General features: G+C 30.8%; 27 protein-coding genes. 12 read left to right on the top strand and 15 right to left on the bottom strand.

Features of this window, described 5'->3' with window-relative positions; all coding sequences use genetic code 11:
* The first annotated feature begins 10 nt into the window (after positions 1-10).
* Positions 11-865, top strand: a complete 855-nt coding sequence (gene rlmF / locus DUT90_RS04660; protein ID WP_114425861.1) for a 23S rRNA (adenine(1618)-N(6))-methyltransferase RlmF — start codon at positions 11-13, stop codon at positions 863-865.
* A 14-nt stretch (positions 866-879) separates the two neighbouring features.
* Here the strand turns inward: rlmF and DUT90_RS04655 are convergent, their stop codons facing one another.
* From DUT90_RS04655 to argS, 4 genes are all read right to left on the bottom strand, one after another.
* On the bottom strand, positions 880-1,479 hold the full coding sequence (locus tag DUT90_RS04655; protein WP_114425859.1) for a hypothetical protein: 600 nt from the start codon (positions 1,477-1,479) through the stop codon (positions 880-882).
* Positions 1,480-1,552: 73 nt separating this feature from the next.
* Entirely contained in the window at positions 1,553-1,927 is a 375-nt protein-coding gene (locus DUT90_RS04650; RefSeq protein WP_114426323.1) for a LysM peptidoglycan-binding domain-containing protein, read from the bottom strand.
* A 259-nt stretch (positions 1,928-2,186) separates the two neighbouring features.
* Positions 2,187-3,575 carry a dihydrolipoyl dehydrogenase gene (gene lpdA / locus DUT90_RS04645; RefSeq protein WP_114425858.1) on the bottom strand — a complete coding sequence of 463 codons (1,389 nt, stop codon included), beginning with the start codon at positions 3,573-3,575 and terminating at the stop codon, positions 2,187-2,189.
* Between the two features lie 227 nt (positions 3,576-3,802).
* Positions 3,803-5,578, bottom strand: coding sequence for an arginine--tRNA ligase (gene argS / locus DUT90_RS04640; RefSeq protein ID WP_114425856.1), 1,776 nt, complete (start codon positions 5,576-5,578; stop codon positions 3,803-3,805).
* A 75-nt stretch (positions 5,579-5,653) separates the two neighbouring features.
* Here argS and DUT90_RS04635 point away from each other — a divergent pair, with 75 nt between their 5' ends.
* Positions 5,654-6,178 carry a YkgJ family cysteine cluster protein gene (locus DUT90_RS04635; protein WP_114425854.1) on the top strand — a complete coding sequence of 175 codons (525 nt, stop codon included), beginning with the start codon at positions 5,654-5,656 and terminating at the stop codon, positions 6,176-6,178.
* 205 nt (positions 6,179-6,383) lie between these two features.
* Here the strand turns inward: DUT90_RS04635 and DUT90_RS04630 are convergent, their stop codons facing one another.
* Positions 6,384-7,754 (bottom strand): pyridoxal-phosphate dependent enzyme, encoded by a 1,371-nt coding sequence (locus DUT90_RS04630; protein ID WP_114425852.1) that lies wholly within the window; start codon positions 7,752-7,754, stop codon positions 6,384-6,386.
* Positions 7,755-7,867: 113 nt separating this feature from the next.
* Positions 7,868-9,103 carry an ABC transporter permease gene (locus DUT90_RS04625; RefSeq protein ID WP_114425850.1) on the bottom strand — a complete coding sequence of 412 codons (1,236 nt, stop codon included), beginning with the start codon at positions 9,101-9,103 and terminating at the stop codon, positions 7,868-7,870.
* Between the two features lie 4 nt (positions 9,104-9,107).
* Between DUT90_RS04625 and DUT90_RS04620 the strand changes: the two genes are divergently transcribed.
* Positions 9,108-10,346 carry an exo-beta-N-acetylmuramidase NamZ domain-containing protein gene (locus DUT90_RS04620; RefSeq protein WP_114425848.1) on the top strand — a complete coding sequence of 413 codons (1,239 nt, stop codon included), beginning with the start codon at positions 9,108-9,110 and terminating at the stop codon, positions 10,344-10,346.
* Positions 10,347-10,371: 25 nt separating this feature from the next.
* Here DUT90_RS04620 and DUT90_RS04615 read toward each other — a convergent pair whose 3' ends face one another.
* A complete protein-coding gene (locus tag DUT90_RS04615; protein ID WP_114425847.1) occupies positions 10,372-11,208 on the bottom strand; it encodes a sterol desaturase family protein in 837 nt (278 codons plus the stop codon).
* Between the two features lie 125 nt (positions 11,209-11,333).
* On the opposite strand from DUT90_RS04615, the gene DUT90_RS04610 reads away from it, so the two are divergent.
* The 4 genes from DUT90_RS04610 (at position 11,334) to DUT90_RS04595 (ending at position 15,942) form a co-directional block, all read left to right on the top strand.
* Positions 11,334-12,368 (top strand): quinone-dependent dihydroorotate dehydrogenase, encoded by a 1,035-nt coding sequence (locus DUT90_RS04610; RefSeq protein WP_114425845.1) that lies wholly within the window; start codon positions 11,334-11,336, stop codon positions 12,366-12,368.
* A gap of 18 nt (positions 12,369-12,386) precedes the next feature.
* A complete protein-coding gene (locus DUT90_RS04605; protein WP_114425843.1) occupies positions 12,387-13,001 on the top strand; it encodes a LysE family translocator in 615 nt (204 codons plus the stop codon).
* A gap of 92 nt (positions 13,002-13,093) precedes the next feature.
* Positions 13,094-15,586 (top strand): M14 metallopeptidase family protein, encoded by a 2,493-nt coding sequence (locus DUT90_RS04600; protein WP_114425841.1) that lies wholly within the window; start codon positions 13,094-13,096, stop codon positions 15,584-15,586.
* Positions 15,587-15,780: 194 nt separating this feature from the next.
* Positions 15,781-15,942, top strand: a complete 162-nt coding sequence (locus tag DUT90_RS04595; RefSeq protein ID WP_114425839.1) for a YqaE/Pmp3 family membrane protein — start codon at positions 15,781-15,783, stop codon at positions 15,940-15,942.
* Positions 15,943-16,161: 219 nt separating this feature from the next.
* Here the strand turns inward: DUT90_RS04595 and DUT90_RS04590 are convergent, their stop codons facing one another.
* Genes DUT90_RS04590 through DUT90_RS04580 form a run of 3 tightly spaced genes read right to left on the bottom strand, consistent with a single transcriptional unit; the run spans position 16,162 to position 17,719 of the window.
* The gene (locus DUT90_RS04590) at positions 16,162-16,500 is read right to left on the bottom strand and encodes a tRNA-binding protein (protein WP_114425837.1); all 339 of its coding nucleotides are present in this window, start codon (positions 16,498-16,500) and stop codon (positions 16,162-16,164) included.
* Between the two features lies 1 nt (position 16,501).
* A complete protein-coding gene (locus DUT90_RS04585) occupies positions 16,502-17,038 on the bottom strand; it encodes a YfiT family bacillithiol transferase (protein WP_114425836.1) in 537 nt (178 codons plus the stop codon).
* Complete coding sequence (locus tag DUT90_RS04580) at positions 17,039-17,719, bottom strand: lipopolysaccharide assembly protein LapB (protein WP_114425834.1); 681 nt, start codon at positions 17,717-17,719, stop codon at positions 17,039-17,041. It abuts the gene before it with no gap.
* 156 nt (positions 17,720-17,875) lie between these two features.
* Between DUT90_RS04580 and DUT90_RS04575 the strand changes: the two genes are divergently transcribed.
* The gene (locus DUT90_RS04575; RefSeq protein ID WP_114425832.1) at positions 17,876-18,796 is read left to right on the top strand and encodes a 1-phosphofructokinase family hexose kinase; all 921 of its coding nucleotides are present in this window, start codon (positions 17,876-17,878) and stop codon (positions 18,794-18,796) included.
* Between the two features lie 100 nt (positions 18,797-18,896).
* On the opposite strand, the gene DUT90_RS04570 is transcribed toward DUT90_RS04575, so the two are convergent.
* Positions 18,897-19,745, bottom strand: a complete 849-nt coding sequence (locus DUT90_RS04570; protein ID WP_114425830.1) for a DUF2911 domain-containing protein — start codon at positions 19,743-19,745, stop codon at positions 18,897-18,899.
* 110 nt (positions 19,746-19,855) lie between these two features.
* On the opposite strand from DUT90_RS04570, the gene DUT90_RS04565 reads away from it, so the two are divergent.
* A complete protein-coding gene (locus DUT90_RS04565; protein ID WP_181858143.1) occupies positions 19,856-20,521 on the top strand; it encodes an MIP/aquaporin family protein in 666 nt (221 codons plus the stop codon).
* Positions 20,522-20,582: 61 nt separating this feature from the next.
* Positions 20,583-21,347, top strand: coding sequence for a dTDP-glucose 4,6-dehydratase (locus DUT90_RS04560; RefSeq protein ID WP_114425826.1), 765 nt, complete (start codon positions 20,583-20,585; stop codon positions 21,345-21,347).
* 83 nt (positions 21,348-21,430) lie between these two features.
* Here DUT90_RS04560 and gldG read toward each other — a convergent pair whose 3' ends face one another.
* From gldG to DUT90_RS04540, 4 genes are read right to left on the bottom strand one after another with little or no spacing between them, the layout of a single operon-like run.
* Positions 21,431-23,071, bottom strand: a complete 1,641-nt coding sequence (gene gldG / locus DUT90_RS04555) for a gliding motility-associated ABC transporter substrate-binding protein GldG (protein ID WP_114425825.1) — start codon at positions 23,069-23,071, stop codon at positions 21,431-21,433.
* Positions 23,064-23,777: a gliding motility-associated ABC transporter permease subunit GldF gene (gene gldF, locus DUT90_RS04550; protein WP_114425823.1), complete on the bottom strand. Its 714-nt coding sequence runs from the start codon at positions 23,775-23,777 to the stop codon at positions 23,064-23,066. Before gldF ends, gldG begins: the two co-directional genes overlap by 8 nt.
* Before the next feature lie 25 nt (positions 23,778-23,802).
* Positions 23,803-24,099, bottom strand: a complete 297-nt coding sequence (locus DUT90_RS04545; RefSeq protein WP_114425821.1) for a putative quinol monooxygenase — start codon at positions 24,097-24,099, stop codon at positions 23,803-23,805.
* 3 nt (positions 24,100-24,102) lie between these two features.
* A complete protein-coding gene (locus DUT90_RS04540; protein WP_114425820.1) occupies positions 24,103-24,963 on the bottom strand; it encodes an S-adenosyl-l-methionine hydroxide adenosyltransferase family protein in 861 nt (286 codons plus the stop codon).
* Positions 24,964-25,090: 127 nt separating this feature from the next.
* Between DUT90_RS04540 and DUT90_RS04535 the strand changes: the two genes are divergently transcribed.
* Together DUT90_RS04535 and DUT90_RS04530 are read left to right on the top strand one after the other, a co-directional pair.
* The gene (locus tag DUT90_RS04535; RefSeq protein WP_114425818.1) at positions 25,091-26,044 is read left to right on the top strand and encodes a PhoH family protein; all 954 of its coding nucleotides are present in this window, start codon (positions 25,091-25,093) and stop codon (positions 26,042-26,044) included.
* Positions 26,041-26,661 carry a hypothetical protein gene (locus DUT90_RS04530; protein ID WP_114425816.1) on the top strand — a complete coding sequence of 207 codons (621 nt, stop codon included), beginning with the start codon at positions 26,041-26,043 and terminating at the stop codon, positions 26,659-26,661. Before DUT90_RS04535 ends, DUT90_RS04530 begins: the two co-directional genes overlap by 4 nt.
* Positions 26,662-26,688 lie beyond the last annotated feature (27 nt).

The raw sequence follows: 26,688 nt of genomic DNA, 5'->3' as shown, positions 1-26,688 counted from the left end.
GTTTGCAATTATGAAGGATAAAGGGCTGCATTTAAAAAACAAATTTAATAAAGGATATAATTTTGATGAACTTATTCAAAAAAATCCAGAAATAGAACAGTTTGTAACCAAAAACAAACATGGCAACTTCAGTATTGATTTTTCAAATCCGAAAGCAGTAAAAGAGTTAAATAAGGCATTATTATTTTCTTATGATGAAATATTTGTTTGGGATTTTCCAGATGAAAATCTATGTCCACCAATTCCAGGACGTTTAGATTACATTCATCATATATCAGATTTACTCTCAACAGAAGACCAAGTCAAAATTTTAGACATAGGTACAGGTGCAACATGTATATATCCTTTATTAGGAGTTGCAGAATACAAATGGAATTTTGTAGCCACAGATATTGATTTAGATTCTTTAGATACTGCTCAAGATATTATAGATTATAATAATTTGGATGGGTTTATTAAACTGAGGCAACAATTTGATGAACAACATATTTTAAAAGGAATTATAGAAGAAAATGATTCTTTTTCGGCCACTATGTGTAATCCGCCTTTTTACAAATCTGCAGAAGAGGCTAGAGGTGCAAACAGAAGAAAAACAAGAAATTTAGGAAACAATGCTGTAAGAAACTTTTCTGGGAATAATAATGAACTTTGGTACATTGGAGGAGAAAAAGCTTTTTTACATAATTATTTATATGAAAGCTCTTTGTATCCAAAAATAAGCAAATGGTTTACAAGTTTAGTTTCAAAAAAAGAAAATGTAGAAAGTTTGCGAGATTCCTCTAAAAAATTAGGGGTAAGTCAATTTAGAGTTATCCATATGAATCAGGGTAATAAAGTTACCAGAATTGTGTGTTGGCAGTTTTAATATTTAAAAACGCATCAATTAAAAACAACATCATTGATTTCATATTTTTTACAAATAAAATGTAAAATAGTATACACTAGCATGTGTACAAACAATAAACACAAAAAGGCGTATAAAGGAACACCAAAAATTTGATAAGGCCAATAGTAAGTCCAAACTCCCATATAAATAGTAATCACTTCACCAAAAGCAGGTAAAATTAATGCTAGAATAATGGCTAGAATAATTTTACTTTGCGGTGATTGCTTTCGTAATAAAGGTATAAGATTACGCTCTAATTTGTATAAATAATGAAATGCAAGCATCCAAGCAAAAGGTAACCATAAGGGTAACTCTCTAGACACTTTATGGTATTCCCAATACTCATTAGTTACACCCCAAGTTTCGCCAATAATTCCTCCAAACCCCGTCAGCAACATTCCTATCAAAAGTAACCAGTTTTTATGTTTTGGTTTTATAACTTCAACATAGATATTATGACAAATTTTTAGAACTAAAAGAATAGCAATAATAAGATCATATTGTTTTAAAAAGCCAATTAAAAGACCCGCAACTATAAGTTTAGATAGTGCTTTTAAAATTTCTTTAAAAAATTGTTTTTTATCGGTAATCAATGCGTTGTATTTAAGATCAAAAATAAAAAAAACCGAAGCAAATTGCTTCGGCTTTTTAATAATTTATAGAAGTTTATAAATTAGGAATGACCAACTCTTGCCCTGGATGAATAACATCGGGGTTTTTTAAAATATCTGTATTTGCTTCAAAAATAGCAGTATATTTCATTGGTTTTCCGTAGTATTTTTTTGCAATTTTCCCTAAAGTTTCTCCACTAGCAACAGTATGTCTTGCATAAACAGAATCATCTTCTATTTGTATGTCTGCCATAATATCTGTAGGGTTTTCACCTCCGGCTTTTTTTATCTCATCCCAAATTAAATCTTTTTCATAAGGTGTTTTTGCTGTTCCATAAATTTTTAATTGTCCGTCCTCTTCTTTAACATCACCGTTTTTAATATTTAATTGTTCACCTAGATCCAATACACTTTGATATTTTGCTTTCATTTTATAATTTTTACAATTGATAATTTTTATATGATTTAAAGATACAAAAACAGAAATAAACAATTTTCAGTTTTTCGATTAATCAGCACTTTTTGTAGATAAAATTTTGTAGTGAATACCAATAGTTTAGAATAACTTATTGATTTTCAATAAAAAAAATATCTCAAACCTGTTTTTAGATTTGAGATATTTTATGTCTGTATGATTTTAAGATGAAATATTTTATAAAAAAATGATCACCTTTACTTTAAATACAGTCTTATAAATGTATTACTTCATCATAAGCATCAGCAACAGCTTCCATAACAGCTTCACTCATTGTAGGGTGAGGATGTATGGTTTTTAATACTTCATGACCAGTAGTTTCTAACTTACGTCCTAAAACTGCTTCAGCAATCATGTCTGTAACACCAGCACCAATCATGTGGCAACCTAACCACTCACCATATTTGGCATCAAAAATAACTTTTACAAAACCGTCAGGTGTACCTGCAGCTTTTGCTTTACCTGATGCAGAAAATGGAAATTTTCCAATTTTTAAATCGTAACCAGCTTCTTTAGCTTTTTCTTCTGTTAATCCAACGGAAGCTATTTCTGGAGAAGCATAGGTACAACCTGGTATATTACCGTAATCAATAGCCTCTGTATGTAAACCAGCTAATTTTTCTACACAAGTAATTCCTTCAGCAGAAGCTACGTGTGCTAATGCAGGTCCTGGTACAACATCTCCAATAGCATAGTAGCCAGGTATGTTTGTTTGGTACCAGTCGTTAACCAATATTTTATCTCTATCAGTAATAATACCAACGTCTTCTAGACCTATATTTTCAATATTTGTTTTAATACCAACAGCAGAAAGAACAATATCAGCCTCTAAAACTTCTTCACCTTTTTTAGTTTTTACAACTGCTTTAACACCATCACCAGAAGTATCAACAGATTCTACAGAAGAATTTGTCATGATCTTAACTCCAGATTTCTTTAAAGAACGCTCAAATTGTTTAGAAATATCTTTATCCTCTACAGGTACTATATTTGGCATAAATTCAACAATAGTTACCTCTGTACCCATAGTATTATAAAAATGAGCAAACTCTACACCAATTGCACCAGAACCTACAACAATCATAGATTTTGGTTGACTTGGTAAGGTCATGGCTTCTCTATAGCCAATAACTTTTTTACCATCTTGTGGTAAATTAGGCAATACACGAGAACGTGCACCGGTAGCAATAATGATATTATCTGCACTATATTCTGTAATGTTACCATCTTCTGCAGTAACGTCTACTTTTTTACCAGCTTTAATTTTACCAAAACCGTCAATAATGTCAATTTTGTTTTTCTTCATTAAAAACTGTACACCTTTGCTCATACCTTCTGCAACACCACGACTTCTTTTAATAACAGCATCAAAATCCTTATCTATAGCCTCTGCTTTTAAACCATAAGCATCTACATGTTTCAAATAATCATAAACCTGAGCAGATTTTAATAATGCTTTGGTAGGTATACATCCCCAGTTTAAGCAAATTCCTCCTAAAGATTCTTTTTCTACAATAGCAGTTTTAAAACCCAATTGAGATGCTCTAATAGCAGTTACATATCCTCCAGGTCCACTTCCAATTATAATAATATCGTATTTCATGTGATAGATGTTTGTTTTCTTTATTCTTTTTATTTGAGCGTTTTAACGGGCTTTCACTACTCGCTTTTTTTAGGACTGTTCTACATACAAATTTACGATTTCCTCGTAAATTCACTCGAACAGATCTAAAAAAGAGCTCAAACAGACCGTTCAATCCCTAACGCATGCAAATTTACTAACTTTTGTGAGTTAACCGCTAACTTTTTGTTGTAACTGTAAAATATTAACTACATTCTTTCTGGAACATCAATTCCTAACAAAGAAAAAGCAGCTTTAATAGTGTCTGCCACCTTTTTAGAAATTTGCACTCTAAATATTTTTTTATCTTGATTTTCTTCTCCTAAAATAGATACGTTTTGATAAAAAGAATTGAATTCTTTTACCAAATCATACGTATAATTTGCAATAATTGCTGGAGAGTAATTTGCTGCCGCTTGTTGTATTGTTTCAGGAAAAAGAGCCAATTGTTTTATCAATTCTTTTTCTTTTTCATGTAAATCTGTGGTTACAGGACTAGCATAATCAAACGCAGCTTTTCTAATAATAGATTGAATTCTAGCATAGGTATACTGAATAAAAGGACCTGTATTTCCTTGAAAGTCTACAGAAGATTTTGGATCAAATAATATTCTCTTTTTAGGATCTACCTTTAAAATAAAATATTTTAATGCCCCTAAACCAATAGTGTTGTACAGCTCTTCTTTTTCTTCATCAGAATAACCATCTAACTTACCCAATTCTTCAGAAATAGTTTTTGCAGTATCAGACATTTCTACCATTAAATCATCAGCATCTACAACCGTACCTTCTCTAGATTTCATTTTTCCTGATGGTAAATCTACCATACCATAGCTTAAATGATATAAGTTTTTAGCCCAATCGAATCCTAATTTTTTCAATATTAAAAACAGTACTTGAAAGTGGTAATCTTGTTCATTACCAACAGTATACACCATGCCTCCAACATCAGAGTAATCTTTTACACGTTGAATGGCAGTACCAATATCTTGTGTCATGTAAACGGCTGTTCCATCAGAACGCAATACAATTTTTTCATCTAAACCTTCGTCAGTCAAATCACACCAGACAGAGCCGTCTTCTTTTTTATAAAAAACACCTTTTTTTAAACCTTGTGCAACAACATCTTTGCCTAACAAATAGGTATTACTCTCATAATACAAGTTATCAAAATTGACACCCATATTTTTGTAAGTAACATCAAAACCATCATAAACCCACTGGTTCATTTTTTTCCATAAGTCAACTACTTTAGGTAAGCCATTTTCCCAGTCTCTTAACATTTGTTGAGCTTCAACAAATAAAGGTGCTTCTTTTTTAGCCTCTTCTTCAGTTTTACCAGATGTTATTAATTCAGCAATTTGTTTTTTATATTCTTGATCAAATTTTACGTAGTAATTTCCAACCAATTTATCGCCTTTTAGGCCTGTAGATTCAGGAGTTTCTCCATTCCCAAATTTTTCCCAAGCCAACATAGATTTACAAATATGAATTCCTCTATCGTTAATAATTTGGGTCTTGTAAACTTTATGGCCAGCAGCTTTTAAAATTTCTGCAACGCCATAACCCAACAAGTTATTTCTAACGTGCCCTAAATGCAGTGGTTTATTAGTGTTAGGAGACGAGTACTCTACCATTATGGCTTTTTCATTTACTTTTGGCGTTTTAAAACCATATTTGCTATCAGCATATATCGTATTAAAAGAATTACTATAAAAAGCATCATCTATCACCAAATTCAAGAAGCCCTTTACCACATTGTAGGCTGTAATTTCTTTCAAGTTTTTTACAATGTATTGCCCTAATTCTTCACCAATTTGCGCAGGGTTGCCTTTTTTGTAACGCAACATAGGAAAGACAACTACAGTTATATCTCCTTCAAATTCTTTTCTTGTTGCTTGGAACTCTACACTAGGAATTTCTACATTGTATAAAGCTAAAAAAGCTTCTTTTACGTTAGTTTCTATACTATTTTGAATGCTCATAAAGTCTCGAAAATTGAAATGCAAAATTACATATTTTAGTGTAAGTTTTAGTAGAAATAATTGTATTTTTCGAAGATGGAAGAACGCTTAAAACAACTACCTAAATTAGCAGCAGAAGTAGAAAAAGAAAGCAAAAAATATTTTGCAAATTTGAAACGCAGAACACCAAAAAATTTAGACTATGTAATGCAAGAATTACATGACAAAGAGTTTGCTAAAACAGACTGTTTAGATTGTGGAAATTGTTGTAAAACTACAAGTCCTATTTTTATAGATAAAGACATAGAGCGTATTTCTAAGCATTTAAAAATGAAGGTTTCAGATTTTATAAATACCTATTTAGAAAGAGATTCAGACGATTTTATGGTGCTAAAAACAGCACCTTGTGCTTTTTTAGATACATCTGATAATAGTTGTTTTATATACGATGTTCGTCCAAAGGCTTGTGCAGAATACCCGCATACAGATAGAAGAAAGTTTATTCAAATTACAGATTTAACAGTAGCAAACACTTTTGTATGTCCTGCAACATATAATATAGTAGAGGCACTAAAAGAACGTTTGCCTCAGGTATCTAACAAAAAAATGAGAAGAAAATAAATATTAAAAATTTCAAAAATTAAAATTCAGATATTTTTTGGCATATAGATTGTTACTAATAAAATGAAACAACGTAGTAAATTGTTTTCATAGTGTAAATTATTTGAATTAGTTTGATTGTAAAAAAACCATCTCGATAGAGATGGTTTTTTATTTGATAATTTTAATGGTTTTAAACAGTCAATATTTTTAAAGTTGTAAAACCTTAAATAGCGCTAATAATGTCATATTTTGTAATAATATGATGGTTCCCATTTTCTAAATCTACCAATACAGCTTCATTTTTCTTGGAAATCAACCTTGAAATATGTTCTAATTTTGCAGATTTTTTTACAATTGGGTAAGGTTTTCCCATGATGTCTTTAATAGGTTTTTCTGCAATTTCTTTGTCATTCATAAAACTTCTTAACAAATCAGTTTCATCAACAGAACCCACAAGACCATCTGCATCTTTTACGGGTAATTGAGAAATTTTATACTGTTTCATGCGCTCTATTGCATGAGAAACCAACTCTTCTGTTTGAGCGGTTACCAAAGGTCTTTCTTTGTGAGACTTTATCAAATCTGCAGCAGTTTTAATTTCTTCTTCTAAAAAGCCTCGTTCTCGCATCCAATCGTTGTTAAACATTTTACCAACATATCTACTACCATGATCATGAAACAATACAACAACAACATCATCTGGTTTAAAATGTTCTTTTAATTGCAACACTCCTTTTATGGCTGCTCCTGCAGAATTTCCTAAAAACATACCTTCTTCTTTGGCTAATTTTTGGGTGTAAATTGCAGCATCTTTATCCGTAACTTTTGTAAAGCCATCTATGACATTAAAATTTACGTTTTTAGGAAGAATATCTTCTCCAATTCCTTCTGTAATGTATGGATAGATTTCATTTTCATCAAAAATACCAGTTTCATGATATTTTTTAAAAACAGATCCATAGGTATCTACTCCCCAGATTTTTACAGTCTTTCCTGTTTCTTTGGCCTTCATTTTTAGATAACTTCCAACACCAGAAACTGTTCCTCCAGTGCCAACACCTACAACAAAATGAGTAATTTTCCCTTCAGTTTGTTCCCAAATTTCTGGACCTGTACTCAAAAAATGCGCTTTACAATTACTTGGGTTATCGTATTGGTTAACATACCAAGAATTTGGAGTTTCTTCTCCTAATCTTTTGGAAACAGAATAATAAGAACGTGGATCATTAGGCTCTACATTGGTGGGACAAACTACTACTTCTGCACCCACAGCACGTAAAATATCTATCTTTTCTTTAGACTGCTTGTCTGCCATTACAAAGATACATTTGTACCCCTTTACAATAGCTGCTAGGGCTAATCCCATTCCGGTATTTCCAGAAGTTCCTTCAATAATTGTTCCACCAGGTTTTAGGCGACCATCTGCTTCAGCATCTTCAATCATTTGCAATGCCATTCTATCTTTAACCGAGTTTCCAGGGTTAAAAGTTTCATATTTAGATAAGACCAAACAAGGTAATTCTTTGGTTAAAGTGTTTAGTTTTACCAAAGGGGTATTACCTATAGTTTCTAAGATGTTTTTTGCGTATTTCATACCTTAATGTTCTACAACAAAAATAAAGTATTTTTTAAGATTTTAATACCTGAAGGTTAAGATTAACTATAATTTGACAAATTTTAAGAAAAGAAGTTTTGTAAAATTGTATTTTACGCAAACTTTATAGATTTTGAAGGCTGAATTTTAGTGATGATAAAAGAAGGAAGTATCAACATTAAAAAACACATAATTAAAGTACCAACATTTAATAAAATAATATAGTTTAACGAGATATGTACAGGCATTGTACTTACATAATAGGTTTCTGGATTCAACCTAATTATTTTAAAATAGTGTTGTATAAAAATAAGCGATAGACCTATAATATTACCCCAAAATAATCCTTTTAAAATTAGGTAAGATGCATTGTATAAAAATACTTTTCTAATACTTGTGTTGGTGCTACCTAAGGCTTTTAAAATACCAATCATTTGTACTCTTTCTAAAATAAGTACTAATAATGCAGTAATCATGTTAATACCCGCTACAAGAATCATGATTCCAATAATGAACCAAATATTATTGTCAAACAATTTAATCCAATCAAAAACGTTAGGATAACTATCTATTATTGTTTTTGCATTTAAAGTTCCTGAAATAGCACTATATATTTCTTCGCCTTTTGCTTCAATATTGTCAAAATTATCTAAAATAACTTCAAAACCACCTACTTGGTTTTCAGTCCATTTGTTTAATTTTTGAACCTCCCTAAGATCTCCAATCATCATCGATTTATCAAATTCAGCAAACCCAGAATTGTAAATGCCAACAATTGTATATTTTCTGTTAGATGGTAATTTACTATTAGCAGTTTTTAGAAATGTTGCTAAAATAGTGTCGCCCAATTTTAATTGTAAACGATTGACTACAGTTTGTGATAATAATACTTCTTTAGTACGTTGTTGCTTAAAATTAGGGATTTTTCCTGCTGTGATATATTCCTGAAAAAAAGACCAATCATAATCTGTAGAAACTCCTTTAAAAATAATACCTTCAAAATCTGTTTGAGTTCTTAAAATTCCGCCTTTATTAGCAAAAACTTGAACATTTTTAATGCCTTCTACCTCTTTAAAATTTGGATAAAACTCTTGGTTTTTATCAATAGAAACTGTAGAAACATTAGAGTTGTTAGTATCGTAATTGATAATTTGAACATGTCCTTTAAATCCCGCCATTTTATCACGAATTTTGTATTGCAAACCTGCACCAGTAGCTACAGCAATGAGCATAATAATAATACCCAATGAAATTGCAGTAATGGCAATTTTTATTATTGGTGATGAAATACTATTTTTATACTTTTTGCCAGCAATAATGCGTTTTGCAATAAATAACTCGTAATTCAAATTAATGATTGTTTTTATCCTTCGTAAAAGTACATATTTATTCTTGTTTTTGGGGATGAATTTTCAGTTGATCTCATGTACTAATAGTGCTAAAAAATCAAACACAAAAACACACGAAATAAGTACAGATACAATAGTTGAAGTAGGAGCAGTACAAACTTCTAAATACCTTAATTTATTGAAGGGAAAAAAAATTGCAGTGGTAGCAAACCAAACATCTGTAATTTTTAAGGACACAGACGTTACAAAAAATAGAACAACACATTTGGTAGATTCTTTACTAAATCTAGGTCTTTCAGTAAAAAAAGTGTTTTCTCCAGAACATGGCTTTAGAGGAACAGCAGATGCAGGAGAAGATGTAGAAGATGGTATAGATGCCAAAACTGGGTTACCCATTTTATCTTTACATGGTAAGCATAAAAAACCATCTAAAATACATTTAAAAGATGTAGATGTTTTGGTTTTTGATATACAAGATGTTGGTGTTCGTTTTTATACATACATTTCTACGCTTCATTATGTTATGGAGGCTTGTGCAGAAAATGCTATTCCGTTAATAATTTTAGACAGACCCAACCCCAATGCGCACTATATAGATGGCCCTGTTTTAGAAGCAAAACATTCAAGTTTTGTTGGTAAGCACGAAGTTCCTGTAGTGTACGGAATGACAATTGGCGAATATGGACAAATGATAAATGGAGAAAAATGGTTGAAGAATGGCATACAATGTGATCTAACGGTTATTCCATTAAGAAACTACACACACAATTCTACATATAGTTTGCCTATAAAACCTTCACCAAATTTACCAAATGATAAAAGCATTAATTTATACCCAAGTTTAGGGTTTTTTGAGGGTACCACTATTAATGCGGGACGTGGAACAGCTTATCAGTTTCAAAGATATGGAGCTCCGTTTTTTAATAAAACGCCCTTTTCTTATACACCCAAAGCTAATGAAGGAGCCAAATACCCCAAGCATAAAGAGAAATTATGCTATGGTGTAGATTTAAGAAAGACAAAGCGTTTGTCTAAAATTGACTTATCTTTTTTAATAGATGCATACCAAAAAACACCTAAAAAAGAATTGTTTTTTGGAAAGACCTTTACAATTCATGCAGGTACAGAAACGTTGCAAAAACAAATAGAACAAGGTTTATCTGAACAAGAAATTCGAAAAACCTGGGAAAACGGTTTGCAAGCGTTTAAGGTTCTTAGAACAAAATATTTGATTTACGATTAAATATTTGATGTTTAAAAGAGTAAAATTACATCTTCTCAATGCCTGTTGGTTTTCTATACCCTTGAAATGGTTGTTTTAATAACTCTTTTAAAGAAGAGTTAGTCGCTTCATTAGGAAATGTGTCTACACCATACACAATTTTTTCTCGATCTAATTTCATATATGTACCAAATATTCTATCCCAAATAGAAAAAATGTTACCATAGTTAGAGTCTGTATAAGGCAGCATATTATGATGGTGTACTTTGTGCATGTCTGGAGATACGATAAGATAACTTAATAACTTATCAATTTTAGGAGATATTTTAATATTGGCATGAGTAAATTGTGTAAAAATTAAAGACATAGATTGGTACAACATTACAATAGCTATTGGTGTACCTACAAGAAAAATACCTAACAATGTAAACGCAAAACGAATAAAACTCTCTATTGGATGATGCCTATTGGCAGTTGTGGTATCTACCTTGTGATCAGAATGATGAACCAAATGCACCATCCACAATGGTTTTACTTTGTGTTCTACAAAATGAGAAAGGTAAGCACCAAAAAAATCTAAAAATAACACACCTAACACAACATACAACCATAATGGCATCTTAGGTAGCCAATTGATTAGTCCAAAATTATTTGCAGCCACCCAATCAGCAGTGTTTAGTAATAAAAAAGCCAAAGCAAAATTGATAACTACTGTAGTTAAGGTAAAAAACAAGTTTGGTAAGGCATGTTTCCATTTTTTATAGTTAAACTTAAATAAAGGTATAGCTCCTTCTAAAAGCCAAAAAAAAGTAATTCCTCCTACTAGAATAATACTTCTATGAGAAGAAGGTATGGTTTTAAAATAAGTAACAATAGTCTCCAAAATGATTTGTATTTTATACTAAAGTAATGAAAATTAAATAATCAGAAATTGAAGCGTCAATGAGGTTAGCTATCAGTTTAAAAATGTGTAAATTTGCCAACTAGAAATAACAATTCTAGATACTCATGTACAACCTTATTATAAGACCAATCTTTTTCTTATTTGATCCAGAGAAGATCCATTATTTTACATTTTCATTAATTAAAACACTATCTAAAATACCTTTTGTTACTTCAATTTTTAGAAGTTTATATGTTGTAAAAGATAAAAAATTAGAACGAAATTTATTTGGGTTAACTTTTGAAAATCCAGTTGGATTAGCTGCTGGTTTTGATAAAAATGCTGTACTTTATAATGAATTGGCAAACTTTGGTTTCGGATTTATAGAGATAGGTACTATAACCCCAAAAGGGCAAGCAGGAAACCCTAAAAAGCGTTTGTTTCGTTTAAAAGATGATAAGGGAATTATAAACCGAATGGGTTTTAATAACGATGGGATAGCCGCTGCCATAGACAATTTAAAGAAAAATAAAGGAAATGTAATCATTGGTGGTAATTTGGGTAAAAATACTGCCACAAAGCCAGAGCATTATACAGAAGATTATTGCCAAGTTTTTACAGCATTACACCCTTATGTAGATTATTTTGTTTTAAATGTAAGTTGCCCAAACGTTGGAAGTCATGCAAAATTAAATGACAAAGATTATTTGATAGAGTTGATTTCTGAGTGTCAGAAATTAAACGTAAAAGCATCTAAACAGAAACCTATTTTGCTAAAAATTGCTCCAGATTTAAATCAAAATCAATTAGACGAAATTGTTGAATTGGTGAATGAAACAAAAATAGACGGAGTAATAGCATCTAACACTTCTACTACTAGAGGAGGCTTAAAAGCTTCAGAAAAACGTTTGCAAGAAATAGGGAATGGGGGCTTGAGTGGGCAACCTATAAAAGCGCAAAGTACAGCTGTAATTAAATATTTGGCAGATACATCTAAAAAAGCATTCCCAATTATTGGAGTTGGCGGTATCCATTCTGCTCAAGATGCTTTAGAGAAATTAGAGGCAGGAGCAGATTTAGTACAAATTTATACCGGTTTTATTTATGAGGGCCCTAGTTTAATCAAAAAAATAAATAAAGCTATTTTAAAAAAAGCATAGTTTAAGTATCTTTAAACAATGCTAGAGGTTTTAATTTCTTTTGCAATAGCAACAGCTATACTAGCCATTTCACCAGGGCCTGATAATATTTTTGTACTCACACAAAGTATTGTAAATGGAAAAAAATATGGAATAGCAACAGTTTTAGGATTAATGTCTGGGTGCATTGTACATACTTCTTTTGTTGCTTTTGGAGTTTCCGCAATTCTTAAAAAAAACGAAAGCCTTTTTTTTATAATTAAACTTTTTGGAGCAGCATACTTATTATATTTGGCTTATAAAGTTTATAATAGTGATGCTAAAATTGTATTGTTTAGTCCTAAAACTCAAAAGAAAAGTACTTTATCATTATTTAAAAAAGGGTTTTTAATGAATGTTTTAAACCCAAAAGTAACCCTATTCTTTCTAGCCTTTTTTCCTCAGTTTTTGTTTTCTAACACAATGGCAACAGAAATTCAATTTTATATTTTAGGATTAATTTTTATCTTAATTTCTTTTATTGTCTTTGCAAGTATAGCAATATTAGCCGGAAACATTTCTAAGTATATAAAACAATACACTAACATAGGTGTGTATTTAAAATGGGGACAAATTGTTGTTTTTGTGGCTATAGCTATTATAATTTTAATGTAGCTTTAATTTTTGAATTCTTAAATGATTGTTAAAGTGAATCTTATTCGTATTCTGAATTGATATCTTTGTTAAGTAATTAAAACTACTTCTACATGAAAAAAGCGTTACTTCTACTTATATTTATTTCTTATTCAGTTTTAGCTCAAGATATAGATTTATCATATTATGTACCACAAGGAACCTACAATTCTAAAATTCCGACACCAAAGTCGGTAATAGATCATGAAGTAGGAGAGTGGCATATAACGCATGATAAATTGATAGCATACATGAAGGTGTTAGCTGCTTCATCTAACAGAATTTCTATAGAAAATAGAGGTAAAACTTTTGAAGGTAGACCTTTATTGCTATTGACCATCACTTCACCAGAAAATCATGAAAATATAGAAAAAATAAAAGAGAAACATCGTAAGGCAACTAATGATATATCTGTTAATGTAACTAAAGATCCAATAGTAGTTTACCAAGGTTTTTCTATACATGGTAATGAAGCAAGTGGTTCTAATGCAGTATTGGCATTAGGCTATTATTTGGCTGCATCAGAAACAGCAGGAGTACAAGAGCTGTTAAAAAATACGGTTATTTTATTAGACCCTTCTTTAAACCCTGATGGGTTGCAACGTTTTGCATATTGGGCAAATACCAATAAAAGTAAAAATATCAATCCAGATCCAAATGATAGAGAATACGCAGAGATTTGGCCTAGAGGAAGAACAAATCACTATCAGTTTGATATGAATAGAGATTGGTTACCTGTACAACTACCAGAAAGTAAGGCAAGAATACAGACCTTTCATGATTGGTTACCAAATATTTTAACAGATCATCATGAAATGGGCAGTAATTCTACTTTCTTTTTTCAACCAGGAATCCCTTCTAGAACCAACCCTTTGACTCCTCAAATGAACCAAGATTTAACCAAAGAAATTGCTAATTATCATGCAAAAGCGCTTGACAAAATTGGGTCTTTATATTATTCTGAAGAAAGTTTTGACGATTTTTATTACGGCAAAGGCTCAACATTTCCAGATATTAACGGTAGTATAGGTATTCTTTTTGAACAAGGTAGCTCTAGGGGGCATGCGCAAGAAACCGAAAACGGAATTTTAACATTTCCGTTTACCATAAGAAATCAGTTTACAGCGGCGCTATCAACTTTAGAAGCAGCGCATAAAATGCGAGTAAAAATCTTAAAATATCAGCAAGATTTTTATGAAACCTCAAGAAATACTGCATTAAAAAAAGCTATTGTTTTTGGTGATGAAAAAGATGCTGCAAAAACTTTTCATTTGGCAGAGGTTTTACAACGTCATCGTATTAAAATTCACGAAGTAAAATCTGATTTTAATCAGAATGGAAAAACCTTTAAAAAAGGGTATAGCTACATTGTTCCTATGAATCAGAAAAATCATAGGTTGGTAAAAGCTATGTTTGATGTAAGAACCTCATTTAAAGATAGTTTATTTTATGATGTCTCTGCTTGGACTTTTAATCATGCTTTTGGGGTAGATTTTGCAGAAAATATTTCTTTATCTAGAGCTGGTAAAGAAGTTGCAGAGGTAACGCTAAAAAAAGGTAATGTAACTGCAAAAAGTGGAGTTGGTTATTTAATGTCTTGGAACGAATATTATACTCCCAAAGCCCTAAACACTATTTTACAGAAAGGGTTACGTGCTAAATTTTCTATGAAAAACTTTGAAAATGGAGGTAATACATATGAATATGGAACCATTTTTATACCTGTTCAAAATCAAAAATTAAACGATGTAGCATTGTATCAATTTTTACAACAAGTGGCTTCAAAAAGTCATGTAGACATTACAGGTGTTTCTACAGGTTTAAATAACGGAATAGATTTGGGTAGTAGAAATTTTAGAGCAATTACAACACCCAAAGTAGCAATGATTGTTGGTGATGGAGTTACAGGAAACGACTCAGGAGAAATTTGGCATTTGTTTGACCAACGTTTTGACATGCATGTTACTAGAATAGATACACGTTATCTAAGTAGCGTAGACCTTTCTAAATATACTCATATTATTATTCCTAATAGTAGTTTGCAAAACAAGGAAATAGAAAAAATAAAGTCTTGGGTACAAAATGGAGGAGTGGTAATTGGTTATAAAAATACAGCAAGATGGTTGGCTAGTAATAACATGATTACTCTACAATTTGACAGTGCCAAAATAGATACAATTAAAAATGTGTCTTTTGAAAATAAAGCATTGCAATCTGGAGCACAATATATAGGAGGAGCTATTTTTGAAGCAAAAATAGACCGTTCTCATCCTATTAATTTTGGTTACAAAAACAATAAAATAGCGTTATTTAGAAACTCTACTTTGTTTTTAAAACCAGACAAATATAGTTACAACAATCCTATTCAGTACACCTCTAATCCGTTATTAAGCGGTTATATTTCTAAAGAAAACGCAAAGGTTATACCAAATACAGTACCTTTTAAAGTACAACGATTCGGAAAAGGAAATGTAATTGTTTTTACAGACAATACAAACTTTAGGGCTTTTTGGTTCGGAACAAACAAGTTGTTGATGAATACAATCTTTTTTGGAGATATGATGTAAGTTTGTTGGTAGTCGGTTTAGAGTTTTTACAAAATCTGTAACAATATAAAGAATAACTCGTCTTAAATTTGTATAACTACTAATGTTAGTTCGATTTAAAATTTACAAATTTTAATATGATATTGATGAAAAATTAGGCTAAATTTTATAAGTTTTCTTAGGTCGAATTCGCGTTAATCAACCCAATTAGATGCATGAGTTTTTTTAGAGTTTTATTTGCTGTCATTTTTCCCCCGTTATCTGTAATAGACAAAGGATGTGGTTCTTTTATTATTATATTTTTGTTGACACTTTGTGGTTGGATTCCTGGAGTAATAGGCGCGTTGGTAATTTTAAATAACCCTAAATATTCGTGATTTTATTTATTATAATTGCTTAATTAACGTGATTTTGATATAACTTTTCTATTATTTAAGTGTTATTTAATTGAAAATTAAATGATTATCACTTCGAGCGAAACGAATTGTAGTTGAGAAATCTCATATCTATAGTAAGATTTCTCCATTACAGTAGAAATGACATCCGTTTTAAAAAATAAAAATATAAACCAATTTTTTAAACCCAACTCACGTTAATTAACTAATTTGAGTTCCGTTTTTTATGGGCGTAGAAGCTTGTAATAAAACAACATCTCCGTCAGAATTATAGACTCCCAAAACCAAAACTTCACTTAAAAAATTAGCAATTTGTCTTGGTTTAAAATTTATGATTGCCGAAACTTGTTTGCCTAATAATTGGTTTTTAGTGTATAAATTGGTGATTTGAGCACTTGACTTTTTTATACCTAAACTGGCAAAATCAATTTGTAGCTTATACGCTTTTTTTTTGGCCTTCGGAAAATCATCAACCTTAATAATTGTTCCAATTCTAAGATCAACTTTACAAAAATCATCAAAAGTAATTTCTTCTTTCATATTATTTCCAACCTTTTCTTAGCATCAATTGTTCTATGTGTGCATAATGATGTTGACAATGCCAACCGTAAATACCAATATTTTCTTTGATAGAAACCTCTTTATTCCCATCAGGATGAATAAACGTTTTCAATAGTTCTTTTTCAGTCAATCCATTCAATAAAAACACCCATTTTGCATGTAAAGCTTTAAGTGCATCTATAGTTAACATGATAGGGCCAGATTTTGAATCTGATAATTCTGCCCAACGTTCTTCATAATATGCTTTTATAATAGGTTTATCTTCTGTTAATGCCCACTTAAATCGCGTATAAGAGTTATGGTGACTATCATAAGAATGATGTATCACTTGTCTTATCGTCCAACCCTTATCTCTATAAGGTGTATCTAGTTGTGCATCAGATAATTCTTTGACTAAAAACTCCAATTCATGAGGAAAACGTTCTATGTCAGAAATCCAAGTTTCAATATTTTTTTTGGTGATATGTTCGGGAATCTGAGCTTTTCCAATGGGGTATTTTAATTGTTCTAATTCCATTTACTTTGTATTTAATTTTTTTAGAAAACGTTTAGAGTTTCTGTTTTCTGGGTTTATAGATAATGCTTTTTTAAAATTAGCAATTGCATTTAGGGTATCTTTTTTTAAAAAATAAGCCTCGCCTAAACTATCAAAAGTATTTGAACTATTTGGGTACAAAATAGTGTTTATTTTAAAAATTTCTAAAGCTGCATTATAATCTTGGTTTCTAATATATGTGTAGCCTAATCTATTTATTCTGCGCTGACGTATGGTTGGATTTAAAGAGTCTTTTTGTTGTATAGATTTAAAAGTTTCTAAAGATTTTGCGTACTCTTTATCTTTAAAGTATTCCATAGCTGTTTTTTCTCCACCTTTCATCTTTTCAAAATGATACTTAATTCCTTTATGCTCTGTTTTTTCAGCTAATTGTATATGCATTTTAGGCTGATTGACAAATATCATTTTTTCGTTAAGTTCTTTCATATAAAAACTACTATCGTCAACTTTAAGCAGTTTAATGTCGTCATTTCCTCTCCATTTGGCATGTAAAACATTTTCTTTGTAATAGATTTCTATAACTTCATTGGCATTAAACAAATACCTTCCTTCGGTTTTTTTGATAAAATCTTGAGAATTCTCTTGAGAAGTACATCCAATACATAATATCAGTACTAAAAGTGTTAATAGCAATTTTTTCATAATGATTTGAATAAAGTTGATTTTCTTTTATAAGACGATTAACCCAAATGATTTGTTACTAAAATACCGATTTTTTTAACAACTACTATTTCTATTTTAAACAATAAGGTAATAAAAGTAAAAAAACTAATTATCTTTACTATATAAAAAATAGAAATGAAAGTAGTTACCCTCACTGTAAACCCTGCATTAGACAAAAGTGCGAAAATAGATAAAATGTCTCCTTTTGATAAATTAGAATGCTATGATATAACCTATCACCCTGGAGGTGGTGGAATTAATATTTCTAGAGTTTTAGATAGATTAGAAGTAAAAAGTAGTTGTTTGTTTCCTTATGGAGGAAAAACAGGAGAACACTTAGTAGAGCTATTGCAAGAGCAAAAAGTAAATGTAGTTAACACAGAAATATCTGTTTTAACAAGAGAAAATTTTGCGGTTTTTAATACAGAAACTCAATTACAATATCGTTTTGGAATGCCTACAACAACATTTTTAGAAGAAGATATGACTGCTTTAGAAAATGTAATTAATAAAGAAGTAACTACTGGAGATATTTTTGTAATTAGTGGCAGTTTACCAAAAGGACTTCCAATAAACTACTACTCAAAAATAGTAAAAAGTCTACAGGCTAAAAAAGTAAAAATAATTGTAGATACTTCTGGAGTTGCTTTTCATGAGGTTGTAAAAAATAAATTGTTTTTAATAAAACCCAACCAAAAAGAATTGTGTGCATTGGCGGGTAAAGAAGATATGACAATTAAAGAAAAAGAAGATTTTGCAATGCAAATGATTATTGCTGAAAAAGTAAAATATGTTGTGGTTTCTTTAGGGAAAGACGGAGCATTTATGGCGCATAAAAACGGAATTGTACATGTACAAGCACCTAAAATAGAGGTAAAAAGTACTATAGGTGCTGGAGATAGTATGGTTGCTGGTTTAATTTATGCAATTGTGCATAACAAAAGTCCTAAAGACATGTTACGCTCGGGAGTTGCCTGTGGTGTTGCAGCCACTTTAAGTGAAGGTTCAGATTTGGCTAAAAAACATAATATAGAAACTATTTTAGCTAAGATTTAGTTTACATTTTCTAGTACTTAATGATATTTATAGGTATATAAAATAAAAAAATCTCAAGTTAATACTTGAGATTTTTTTATTTTATAAGAAAAGAAAGAAACTACATTGCTCCCCATTCTTTTAGAGATGCTGTATTCAGTTTTATATATCCTGCATTTCCAGCTTCAGTGGCGTACTTTAAAGATTTTTTTGCAGCAGCTATTGCACTTTTTGTATTACCAGCTTTTGCATGAATTAAAGATTGCTGACGTAAATACCAAAAACGTGGTTTGTCTGCTGTCATAGCAACAGCTTTATCTATCCATTCTTGGGCTTGTTTAATATCTTTTCCAGCTTCCAAATAATATACCGCAGCTCCATACATATCGTTAGCAGTTGGGCCATTCATTACTTTGTCTATACTAGAAGAAACCATTGCATCTGTTGGTGTTTCAAATTTTAAACCAGCATAAATATTCTCCCAAAGAATTCCCAAAACAGCAGAATTGTTAGTAACATCATCAAAAGTAATTGTAAATGTTTCTATGTCCATTGGCATTTTTTCTGGAGTAACAGTTGTTTTAGCAGCAACTTTAGTCTCATCCCATTTTCTTGGGTTTCCCCAGTTAGATGCATCAGAATATAAAATAATATCCCAAGATTTTTTATTAGGAATAGTATATAAAGCATACGTTCCTTTTTTCAATTTTTTTCCGTCAATCATAAAATCACTAGAAAAAGTCAATTTAGTATTGGCATTAGCTCCAGTTCTCCATACTTTACCATAAGGCACTAAATCTCCAAAAATTGTTCTCCCTTTCATTCCTGGTCTAGAGTACTCAATAGTAACATCTGTCAAACCAACTTTTTGTTCAATTTTTTGCGAAGGACTTGGAGCTGGTGTTTTTATTTGAGCTGTAGTAGAAAGTGTAAAACTAGCAACAAATAAGGCTAATATAATTTTTTTCATTTTTAAAATTTTAAATTTATTACCTTCAAAATTACAATTTCAAAAAACAGTAAACGTTAACAAAAACTTAAAATAAGGAGGCGTATCTTTGCACTGATATCATTATGATTATGAAGAAATATATATCTGAATTTATTGGCACTTTTTCACTAATTTTTTGTGGTACTGGCGCAATGACAATTAACGAAGTAACCGGAGGCGAGGTAACACACGTAGGTATAGGAATTACTTGGGGGTTAATTGTAATGGCAATGATTTATGCCTTTGGCGAAACTTCTGGAGCCCACTTTAATCCAGCAGTAACCATTGCATTTGCTTACGCAAAAAAGTTTGCTTGGAAAGAAGTACCTAAATACATTGTTGCTCAAATATTAGGGGCTTTTGCAGCAAGTTTAATTTTAGTATTCTTATTTCCAACAAGCGAATTTTTAGGCTCAACAATACCTACAGTAGACGTTGGGAGAGCATTTGTATTAGAGTTACTCTTAACGTTTTTTTTGATGGTAGTTATTATTAATGTGTCTACAGGAAGTAAAGAAATAGGTGTAGTAGCAGGAATAGCTGTAGGAGCAGTAGTGCTGTTAGAGGCTTTGTTTGCTGGTCCAATAACAAATGCATCTATGAATCCTGCTCGTTCTTTGGCGCCAAATATTGTTTCTGGTAATATTAAAAACTTGTGGTTATATATGATTGCACCAGTTTTAGGAGCTTTATTAGCAGTAGCTTCTTGCAAATTGGTAAAAGACGAAAACTGTTGTGATGATTCTAATTGTTAGTAAATACCAGTAATTTTGCACAAATAACATTAAGTTTTATAAATTAATATTTTTTCATTTTATGAATAAGATTAGTGTTTTAGGATGTGGCTGGTTAGGTAAACCTTTAGCAGTTTCTTTTATAGAAGATGGTTTTTTGGTAAAAGGGTCTACTACATCAGAAGATAAAATTGCTACTTTAGAAGCTCTAAAAATTGAACCGTATTTAGTAAATATTTCAGATTTTGAAGAGTATGATTTCTTTTTGCAATCGGATATTTTAATTGTTGCGATTACATCCAAAGATATAGATGGTTTTGAAAACCTGATAGCTCAAATTCAAGGTTCTTCTATTCAAAAGGTAATTTTTATAAGTTCTACTTCTGTCTATCCTAGAAATAATAAAGTAATGACAGAATTAGATGATGTTGATAGAAATAACCCATTAGTAGAAATTGAAAACCTATTTAGAGAAAATACTTTTTTTGAAACCACAATTATACGATTTGCAGGTTTGTTTGGAGACAAAAGACACCCAGGAAATTGGTTTAGAAATGCACGTGCAATTCCGCAACCCAATGGTTTTGTAAACATGATTCATCAAGAAGATTGCATCAATATTATTCATGAAGTTATCAATCAAAATTGTTGGAACGAAACGTTTAACGCATGTGCTAACCATCATCCTACTAGAAGAGATTTTTACATAAATGCTAGAGAAAGTAAAGGTTTTGAATTGCCCAATTTTAAAGTAGAAAATGCGTGTAAGTGGAAAATTATTGCAGCTGATAAAGTAATGGCAAAACTAAATTATACGTTTGTTCATGATAATTTGTTGATTATTTAGCTTGAAAATTGAATGCTTAAGTTTATGAGTTTAGTTGATTTACTAACTGAAAATTGGGTTGATAGCTTATACGCTTTTTACAACTAACTATACCTTCTTTTTCTAAGATAAGTAAACCCAAAACCAAACCCAAATAAAATTAGAAGTGGTAAAACCACATTTAAAAACTGCCAGAAAATACGTTCTTTATACGTCTTTTGTTTGTCTAATGTTTTAATTTTTAAGGTCTTGTTTCTAAGATTGATTAGTCCAGAATCATCTAATAAATAATTAACACTATTAAGTAAAAAATCTTTGTTGCCAAAAGTTTGATTGGTCCATTTATCCCTTGCTAAATCGTAAGGCTTTCCTTTTAAAATTTGATTTTTACCAATATCACCATCAGCAATAATAATCATTTTATTAGCTGTAGCCTGTTCTTTAAAAAGAGGAGATGTAAAAGGGTGAACTCTATTTTTGAAGGCAGAATTAAAATCGCCTTCCAAAAGTGTAGCAAATACTTGATTCCCATCATTGTAATTGGTCTCTATTACTTCTTCTGCAATAGATTGTAAATCAATAAAAGTAGGCGTTCCTACTTTTTGGGTTAAGGCAGAACTTAGCAAAAGAGGAGTCTTTTTAATATTGTTTTTTAACGTGTCTATTTGATTTGCATACTGCAAACGTACTGAAGCAACATTTTTTGTTATAGGATGATTTGGATTTGCGCCAACCAAAGGATGATAAAACCAATCTAAGTTTTTAAACTGTGTTTGATTGCCAACTTTCCCCGTTGCTAGCGGAATTTGGGCAGCATACAAATCTTTAATTAAAGATGTGTTAATTCGTACACCGTATGTAAATAACAAGTCTGTAAGGTTTAGATCTCTAGGATAGGCTAACAATTTACCTGTTTTAAACAAACTATCTTGGTCTGCATTAACGTTGTCAATCATCCAAAGCGTTTTACCTCCGTTCATAATAAACTGATCGAGAGTAAATTTTTCTGCTGCTGTAAATTTTTCTGTAGGTTTAGCAATTATGGCTACATCTAAATCTGTTAAATCTTGTAATGTTTGTTGTGGTGAGGTGGCAACCGAATCTAAAGTAAACTTTGCCAGCCTATATTTTTTAGCAATTTCACTTAAAAAACTGTACTGATATATATCTTGTAATTCTCCGTTTCCAGTAATAATTGCAACTTTTTTTTGTCTTGTTTGCGTTATAGAATTTATGGCATTGGAAAAACTATATTCTAAGTTTTCAATAGCTTTTTGCAACTGTTCTTCTTGAGAAGCAACAATGGCATTAGGTAACAGCGCAACAATGGTAGATTTTTTTCCGTAAGCTACTTCTGCCCAAGGAAAGATAATAGCTTCAGAGAGTTTTCCTTGTTCTTCAACGGTGAGTTGACTAGGCATCATGCCACGTTTAATTAAGTCTTCTCGTTGATTGTCTGGAACTTCAAAAGTAATTTTGATATTGGAGTTTTTAGAAGCTAATTCTTCTAAATACTGACCTGTTTCAACCTGAAGTCTTTTAAATTCTGATGGAAAATCTCCCTCTAAATAAACAGTAATAAAAAGAGTCTTATCAATAGTAGAAAGAATTTCTTTTGTAGTTTCAGAGAGGGTATATCGTTTGTCTGCAGTTAGATCAAAACGTTTGTAAAATAACTCACTTATAAATTGTACAATAACAAAACCAACGATTAAAAGAACGATATTTTTGATTTTTTTATTCATTTTCTAAGCGAATTTTAGTGATGAATAAAAAGAAAAAAGTAGCACTAATAAAATAAATAAGATCTCTTGTATCTATAACACCTCTAGAAATACTTTTAAAATGTTCATGAATACCTATTTTTTTTACAAGCAGATTGTTTAAAGAATTTGATATGGCATCAAAACCATAATATAACAAGAAGGTTATAAAAACACCCAAAATAAACGCAACAATTTGATTTTTAGATAATGTAGACGTAAACAAACCCACTGCGGTGTACGTTGATGCTAAAAAAAGCAAACCAATGTAAGAGCCTATAATACTTCCAAAATCAATATTTCCAACAGGATTTCCTAAGTTATAAATTGTGTATATATATGTAAGTGTAGGTATTAAAGCTACAACTACTAGCAGAAGCGAAGCCCAAAATTTACCCATAACAATTTGCCAATCAGAAATGGGGTTTGTTTTTAGAAGTTCTATGGTTCCATTATTAAATTCATCTGCAAAACTCTTCATAGTAATAGCAGGAATCAAAAAAAGAAACACCCAAGGTGCTAAAAAGAAAAACGGATTTAAATCTGCAAAACCAGCGTTTAAAATATTAAAATTATCTTTAAAAACCCATAAAAATAATCCGTTTATCAACAAAAAAACACCAATAACCAAATAGGCAATAGGACTTGCAAAAAACGAGTTGAATTCTTTTTTTAAAATTGATAACATTTTTTTATTTCGTTAACTTGTAATTTTATTGTAAACTTTCTCTTTTATCCACACTCCAAGCTTCTGGTTTACCATTAAAATACAATTTGGTTTGTTGCCATGTAGATATAAAGAACTCAGAATTTCTATAGTTTTCTAAATCTTGTTCGGTATTCCAATAAGAGTACGTAAAAAAGATTTCAGGGCTATTTTTATCTTGATATAGTTCAAGTAATTGACATCCTTTAGAAGCTCTAATTAAGGCTTTCTTTTTTTCAAACATCATTAAAAATTCTTTAATGTGTTTTTGATGAAAACTCATTTTTACAATTCGTACAAACATAGTTTAGCTTAAGGGTGTAAAATCTGGTTTAGAATCGTTAAAAAATTCAATAGTAATAGCATCTCTATAGTGTAATCCTAACAGCGTAGATGCGCCCCCAACAGTAGCTAAATTACTTCTATAAATAGCAATTTCTAAAAAACCAGCTGAATTAAAAATAGCTAGCTTACTTCCATCAAATTGAGTGCTATCATGGGCACTATTGCCTGTAATTTCATTGTATCTCGTAAATATTTTCGTAAAAGAATAACGTCTAGCAGTTACTTTAAAGCGTCTACCTTTACCAATATCTTGAAACATTTTTTTATTAATATTAGTAATTACGTTTCCATAATTATCAATATACATAACACCCCCAATAATTTGGTTTTGGGCTTGATTTACTTTGGGCTTAATTTCAACAAGCTTTTTAAACTCTTTAATTTCTTTTCCAATAACGGTTAAATTGCCTCCTCTAGCAATAAAACAAGCCACTTGAACAAAAACATCTAATACAGGAAAACTGCTTTCTATTCTGTCATGAATATTGATTTCTACAATTTTAGTAGGATTAATTTCTGAGGCAATCATAGAAATTAATCCATTATCAGGACAGACAAAAAAATGATTATCTAGAGCTAAGGCAATGTGTTTATTGTCTGCACTTAATTCAGAATCGACACCCACAATATGTATGGTTCCGTCAGGAAAACTCTTGTAAGAGTTTTTTAATATATAAGCCGTTTCTGTAATGTTAAACGGAGATATTTGATGGGTAATATCTATAATTGTAGCATCAGAAAGCTCAGAATAAATAGCGCCTTTAACAGCACCCACAAAGTGGTCTTTTGTTCCAAAATCTGTAGTTAATGTAATTATAGACATTAATTTCTGCTGTTAATGAATTGTGTAAAAGTTGTTAATTAGTTTACGCAAATCTAATCATTTTAGTATTTTAAATTACTATTTTTAGTTGAATTAATAACGATAACCATTAACAAAAAATTATCATTTGAACGAACGCATTATAGAGCTTACAGAAATCAATCCTAAAGATTTTTTTGGCGCACACAATAGTACTATTGAGCAATTAAAAAGATATTTTCCTAAAATTAAAATTGTTGCTCGTGGGTCTAAACTCAAAATTTATGGAGAACCAGATATTTTAAACGAATTTGAAACTCGTTTAGAACGGTTGATTAAGTATTTTAATAGGTATAATAAATTAGACGAAAATAGCATAGAGCGTATTTTAACCTCTAATGGAAACGAAGAGCAAACCAAAACAGCAAGAAATGCCAAAGATGTTTTGGTACACGGAGTTAGCGGAAAGTTAATTAAAGCTCAAACAGAAAACCAACGTAAGATGGTAACGCTTATGCAAAAAAATGATATGCTGTTTGCAGTAGGGCCTGCAGGAACGGGTAAAACATATACAGCAGTTGCTCTGGCTGTAAAAGCATTAAAAGAAAAAGAAGTTAGAAGAATTATTTTAACAAGACCCGCAGTAGAATCTGGAGAAAATTTAGGTTTTTTACCAGGAGATTTAAAAGAAAAATTAGATCCTTACATGCAACCTTTGTATGATGCTTTACGAGATATGATTCCGCATGAAAAACTAGAATCGCATCTCGAAAAAGGGGTGATACAAATTGCACCATTGGCATTTATGAGAGGTAGAACCTTAGATAATGCTTTTGTAATTTTAGACGAAGCTCAAAATACTACACATAGTCAGATGAAAATGTTTTTAACCAGAATGGGAATGCATGCAAAGTTTATCATTACTGGAGATCCTGGTCAGATAGATTTACCGCGCAAACAAGTTTCTGGTCTTAAAGAATCTTTGTTGGCCTTAAAAGATATAGAAGGCATTGCGCAAGTGTATTTAGATGATAAGGATGTAGTTAGACACAGGTTGGTAAAACGAATTATTACCGCATACAAAAGCATAGAAACAGAATGATAAAAATTGAGCAAGACAAATTAGGACTCCAAGATTATTTTTATATTGGGTATTTGTATCTTATTATTTTAGGTATTGTAAGTGATGCCATTTTTTACGGAATTTTTGGTGTTTCATATCTTAATTACACGACCATCTTAGATGCTCTTATTTCACCAATTAGTTTGTTAACCAACAACTGGGTGCTTGCTGTAGCATTAGGTGTTATGTTTGCATTATTGTATTTTTATTTAACCAAAGTAGCTCCAAAAATATACAAGAAACTAAGAGTTAAAAAATGGTATCAAAAGATGTATAATGTTGAAAAATGGGATAAAAAATATGCAGACTTAGAGCAAAAAAAAAACTTAATTCCAGGAATGATGTTTTTGTTTTTTTTACTCTTTGTATCTATGAGAACGGGTTATGGATTAGGGATGAAACATAAGATTATGGAAAAAGAAATAACTCCAAACCATACATTAATTTTTAAAGATAATGCTAGGTTAGATGTAAGAAAAGTAGGGCAAAACTCAGCATATTTTTTCTATTTTATTCCTGGAGAAAAAGTAATTACAGCCACACCTATTACAGATAACTTAAAGCAAATAAAAGTGCTAGAAAAGAAAAAGAAATAATTTTAGATAGCTTATTTTTGCAGCCGC

Origin of the sequence: Polaribacter sp. WD7, from assembly GCF_003335085.1 — a bacterium.
Taxonomy (GTDB): Bacteria; Bacteroidota; Bacteroidia; order Flavobacteriales; family Flavobacteriaceae; genus Polaribacter.
The sequence above is the reverse complement of the archived record's forward strand: the minus strand, read 5'-3'. Positions and strand labels throughout refer to the sequence as shown.

What these genes read in the sequence shown, in the direction of transcription:
- rlmF (WP_114425861.1), top strand. Translation starts at nt 11, where the DNA reads ATGAAGGATAAAGGGCTGCATTTAAAAAACAAATTTAATAAAGGATAT.
- DUT90_RS04650 (WP_114426323.1), bottom strand. Translation starts at nt 1,927, where the DNA reads ATGAAAGCAAAATATCAAAGTGTATTGGATCTAGGTGAACAATTAAAT.
- lpdA (WP_114425858.1), bottom strand. Translation starts at nt 3,575, where the DNA reads ATGAAATACGATATTATTATAATTGGAAGTGGACCTGGAGGATATGTA.
- argS (WP_114425856.1), bottom strand. Translation starts at nt 5,578, where the DNA reads ATGAGCATTCAAAATAGTATAGAAACTAACGTAAAAGAAGCTTTTTTA.
- DUT90_RS04635 (WP_114425854.1), top strand. Translation starts at nt 5,654, where the DNA reads ATGGAAGAACGCTTAAAACAACTACCTAAATTAGCAGCAGAAGTAGAA.
- DUT90_RS04630 (WP_114425852.1), bottom strand. Translation starts at nt 7,754, where the DNA reads ATGAAATACGCAAAAAACATCTTAGAAACTATAGGTAATACCCCTTTG.
- DUT90_RS04620 (WP_114425848.1), top strand. Translation starts at nt 9,108, where the DNA reads ATGATTGTTTTTATCCTTCGTAAAAGTACATATTTATTCTTGTTTTTG.
- DUT90_RS04610 (WP_114425845.1), top strand. Translation starts at nt 11,334, where the DNA reads ATGTACAACCTTATTATAAGACCAATCTTTTTCTTATTTGATCCAGAG.
- DUT90_RS04605 (WP_114425843.1), top strand. Translation starts at nt 12,387, where the DNA reads ATGCTAGAGGTTTTAATTTCTTTTGCAATAGCAACAGCTATACTAGCC.
- DUT90_RS04600 (WP_114425841.1), top strand. Translation starts at nt 13,094, where the DNA reads ATGAAAAAAGCGTTACTTCTACTTATATTTATTTCTTATTCAGTTTTA.
- DUT90_RS04595 (WP_114425839.1), top strand. Translation starts at nt 15,781, where the DNA reads ATGAGTTTTTTTAGAGTTTTATTTGCTGTCATTTTTCCCCCGTTATCT.
- DUT90_RS04590 (WP_114425837.1), bottom strand. Translation starts at nt 16,500, where the DNA reads ATGAAAGAAGAAATTACTTTTGATGATTTTTGTAAAGTTGATCTTAGA.
- DUT90_RS04585 (WP_114425836.1), bottom strand. Translation starts at nt 17,038, where the DNA reads ATGGAATTAGAACAATTAAAATACCCCATTGGAAAAGCTCAGATTCCC.
- DUT90_RS04580 (WP_114425834.1), bottom strand. Translation starts at nt 17,719, where the DNA reads ATGAAAAAATTGCTATTAACACTTTTAGTACTGATATTATGTATTGGA.
- DUT90_RS04575 (WP_114425832.1), top strand. Translation starts at nt 17,876, where the DNA reads ATGAAAGTAGTTACCCTCACTGTAAACCCTGCATTAGACAAAAGTGCG.
- DUT90_RS04570 (WP_114425830.1), bottom strand. Translation starts at nt 19,745, where the DNA reads ATGAAAAAAATTATATTAGCCTTATTTGTTGCTAGTTTTACACTTTCT.
- DUT90_RS04565 (WP_181858143.1), top strand. Translation starts at nt 19,856, where the DNA reads ATGAAGAAATATATATCTGAATTTATTGGCACTTTTTCACTAATTTTT.
- DUT90_RS04560 (WP_114425826.1), top strand. Translation starts at nt 20,583, where the DNA reads ATGAATAAGATTAGTGTTTTAGGATGTGGCTGGTTAGGTAAACCTTTA.
- gldG (WP_114425825.1), bottom strand. Translation starts at nt 23,071, where the DNA reads ATGAATAAAAAAATCAAAAATATCGTTCTTTTAATCGTTGGTTTTGTT.
- gldF (WP_114425823.1), bottom strand. Translation starts at nt 23,777, where the DNA reads ATGTTATCAATTTTAAAAAAAGAATTCAACTCGTTTTTTGCAAGTCCT.
- DUT90_RS04545 (WP_114425821.1), bottom strand. Translation starts at nt 24,099, where the DNA reads ATGTTTGTACGAATTGTAAAAATGAGTTTTCATCAAAAACACATTAAA.
- DUT90_RS04540 (WP_114425820.1), bottom strand. Translation starts at nt 24,963, where the DNA reads ATGTCTATAATTACATTAACTACAGATTTTGGAACAAAAGACCACTTT.
- DUT90_RS04530 (WP_114425816.1), top strand. Translation starts at nt 26,041, where the DNA reads ATGATAAAAATTGAGCAAGACAAATTAGGACTCCAAGATTATTTTTAT.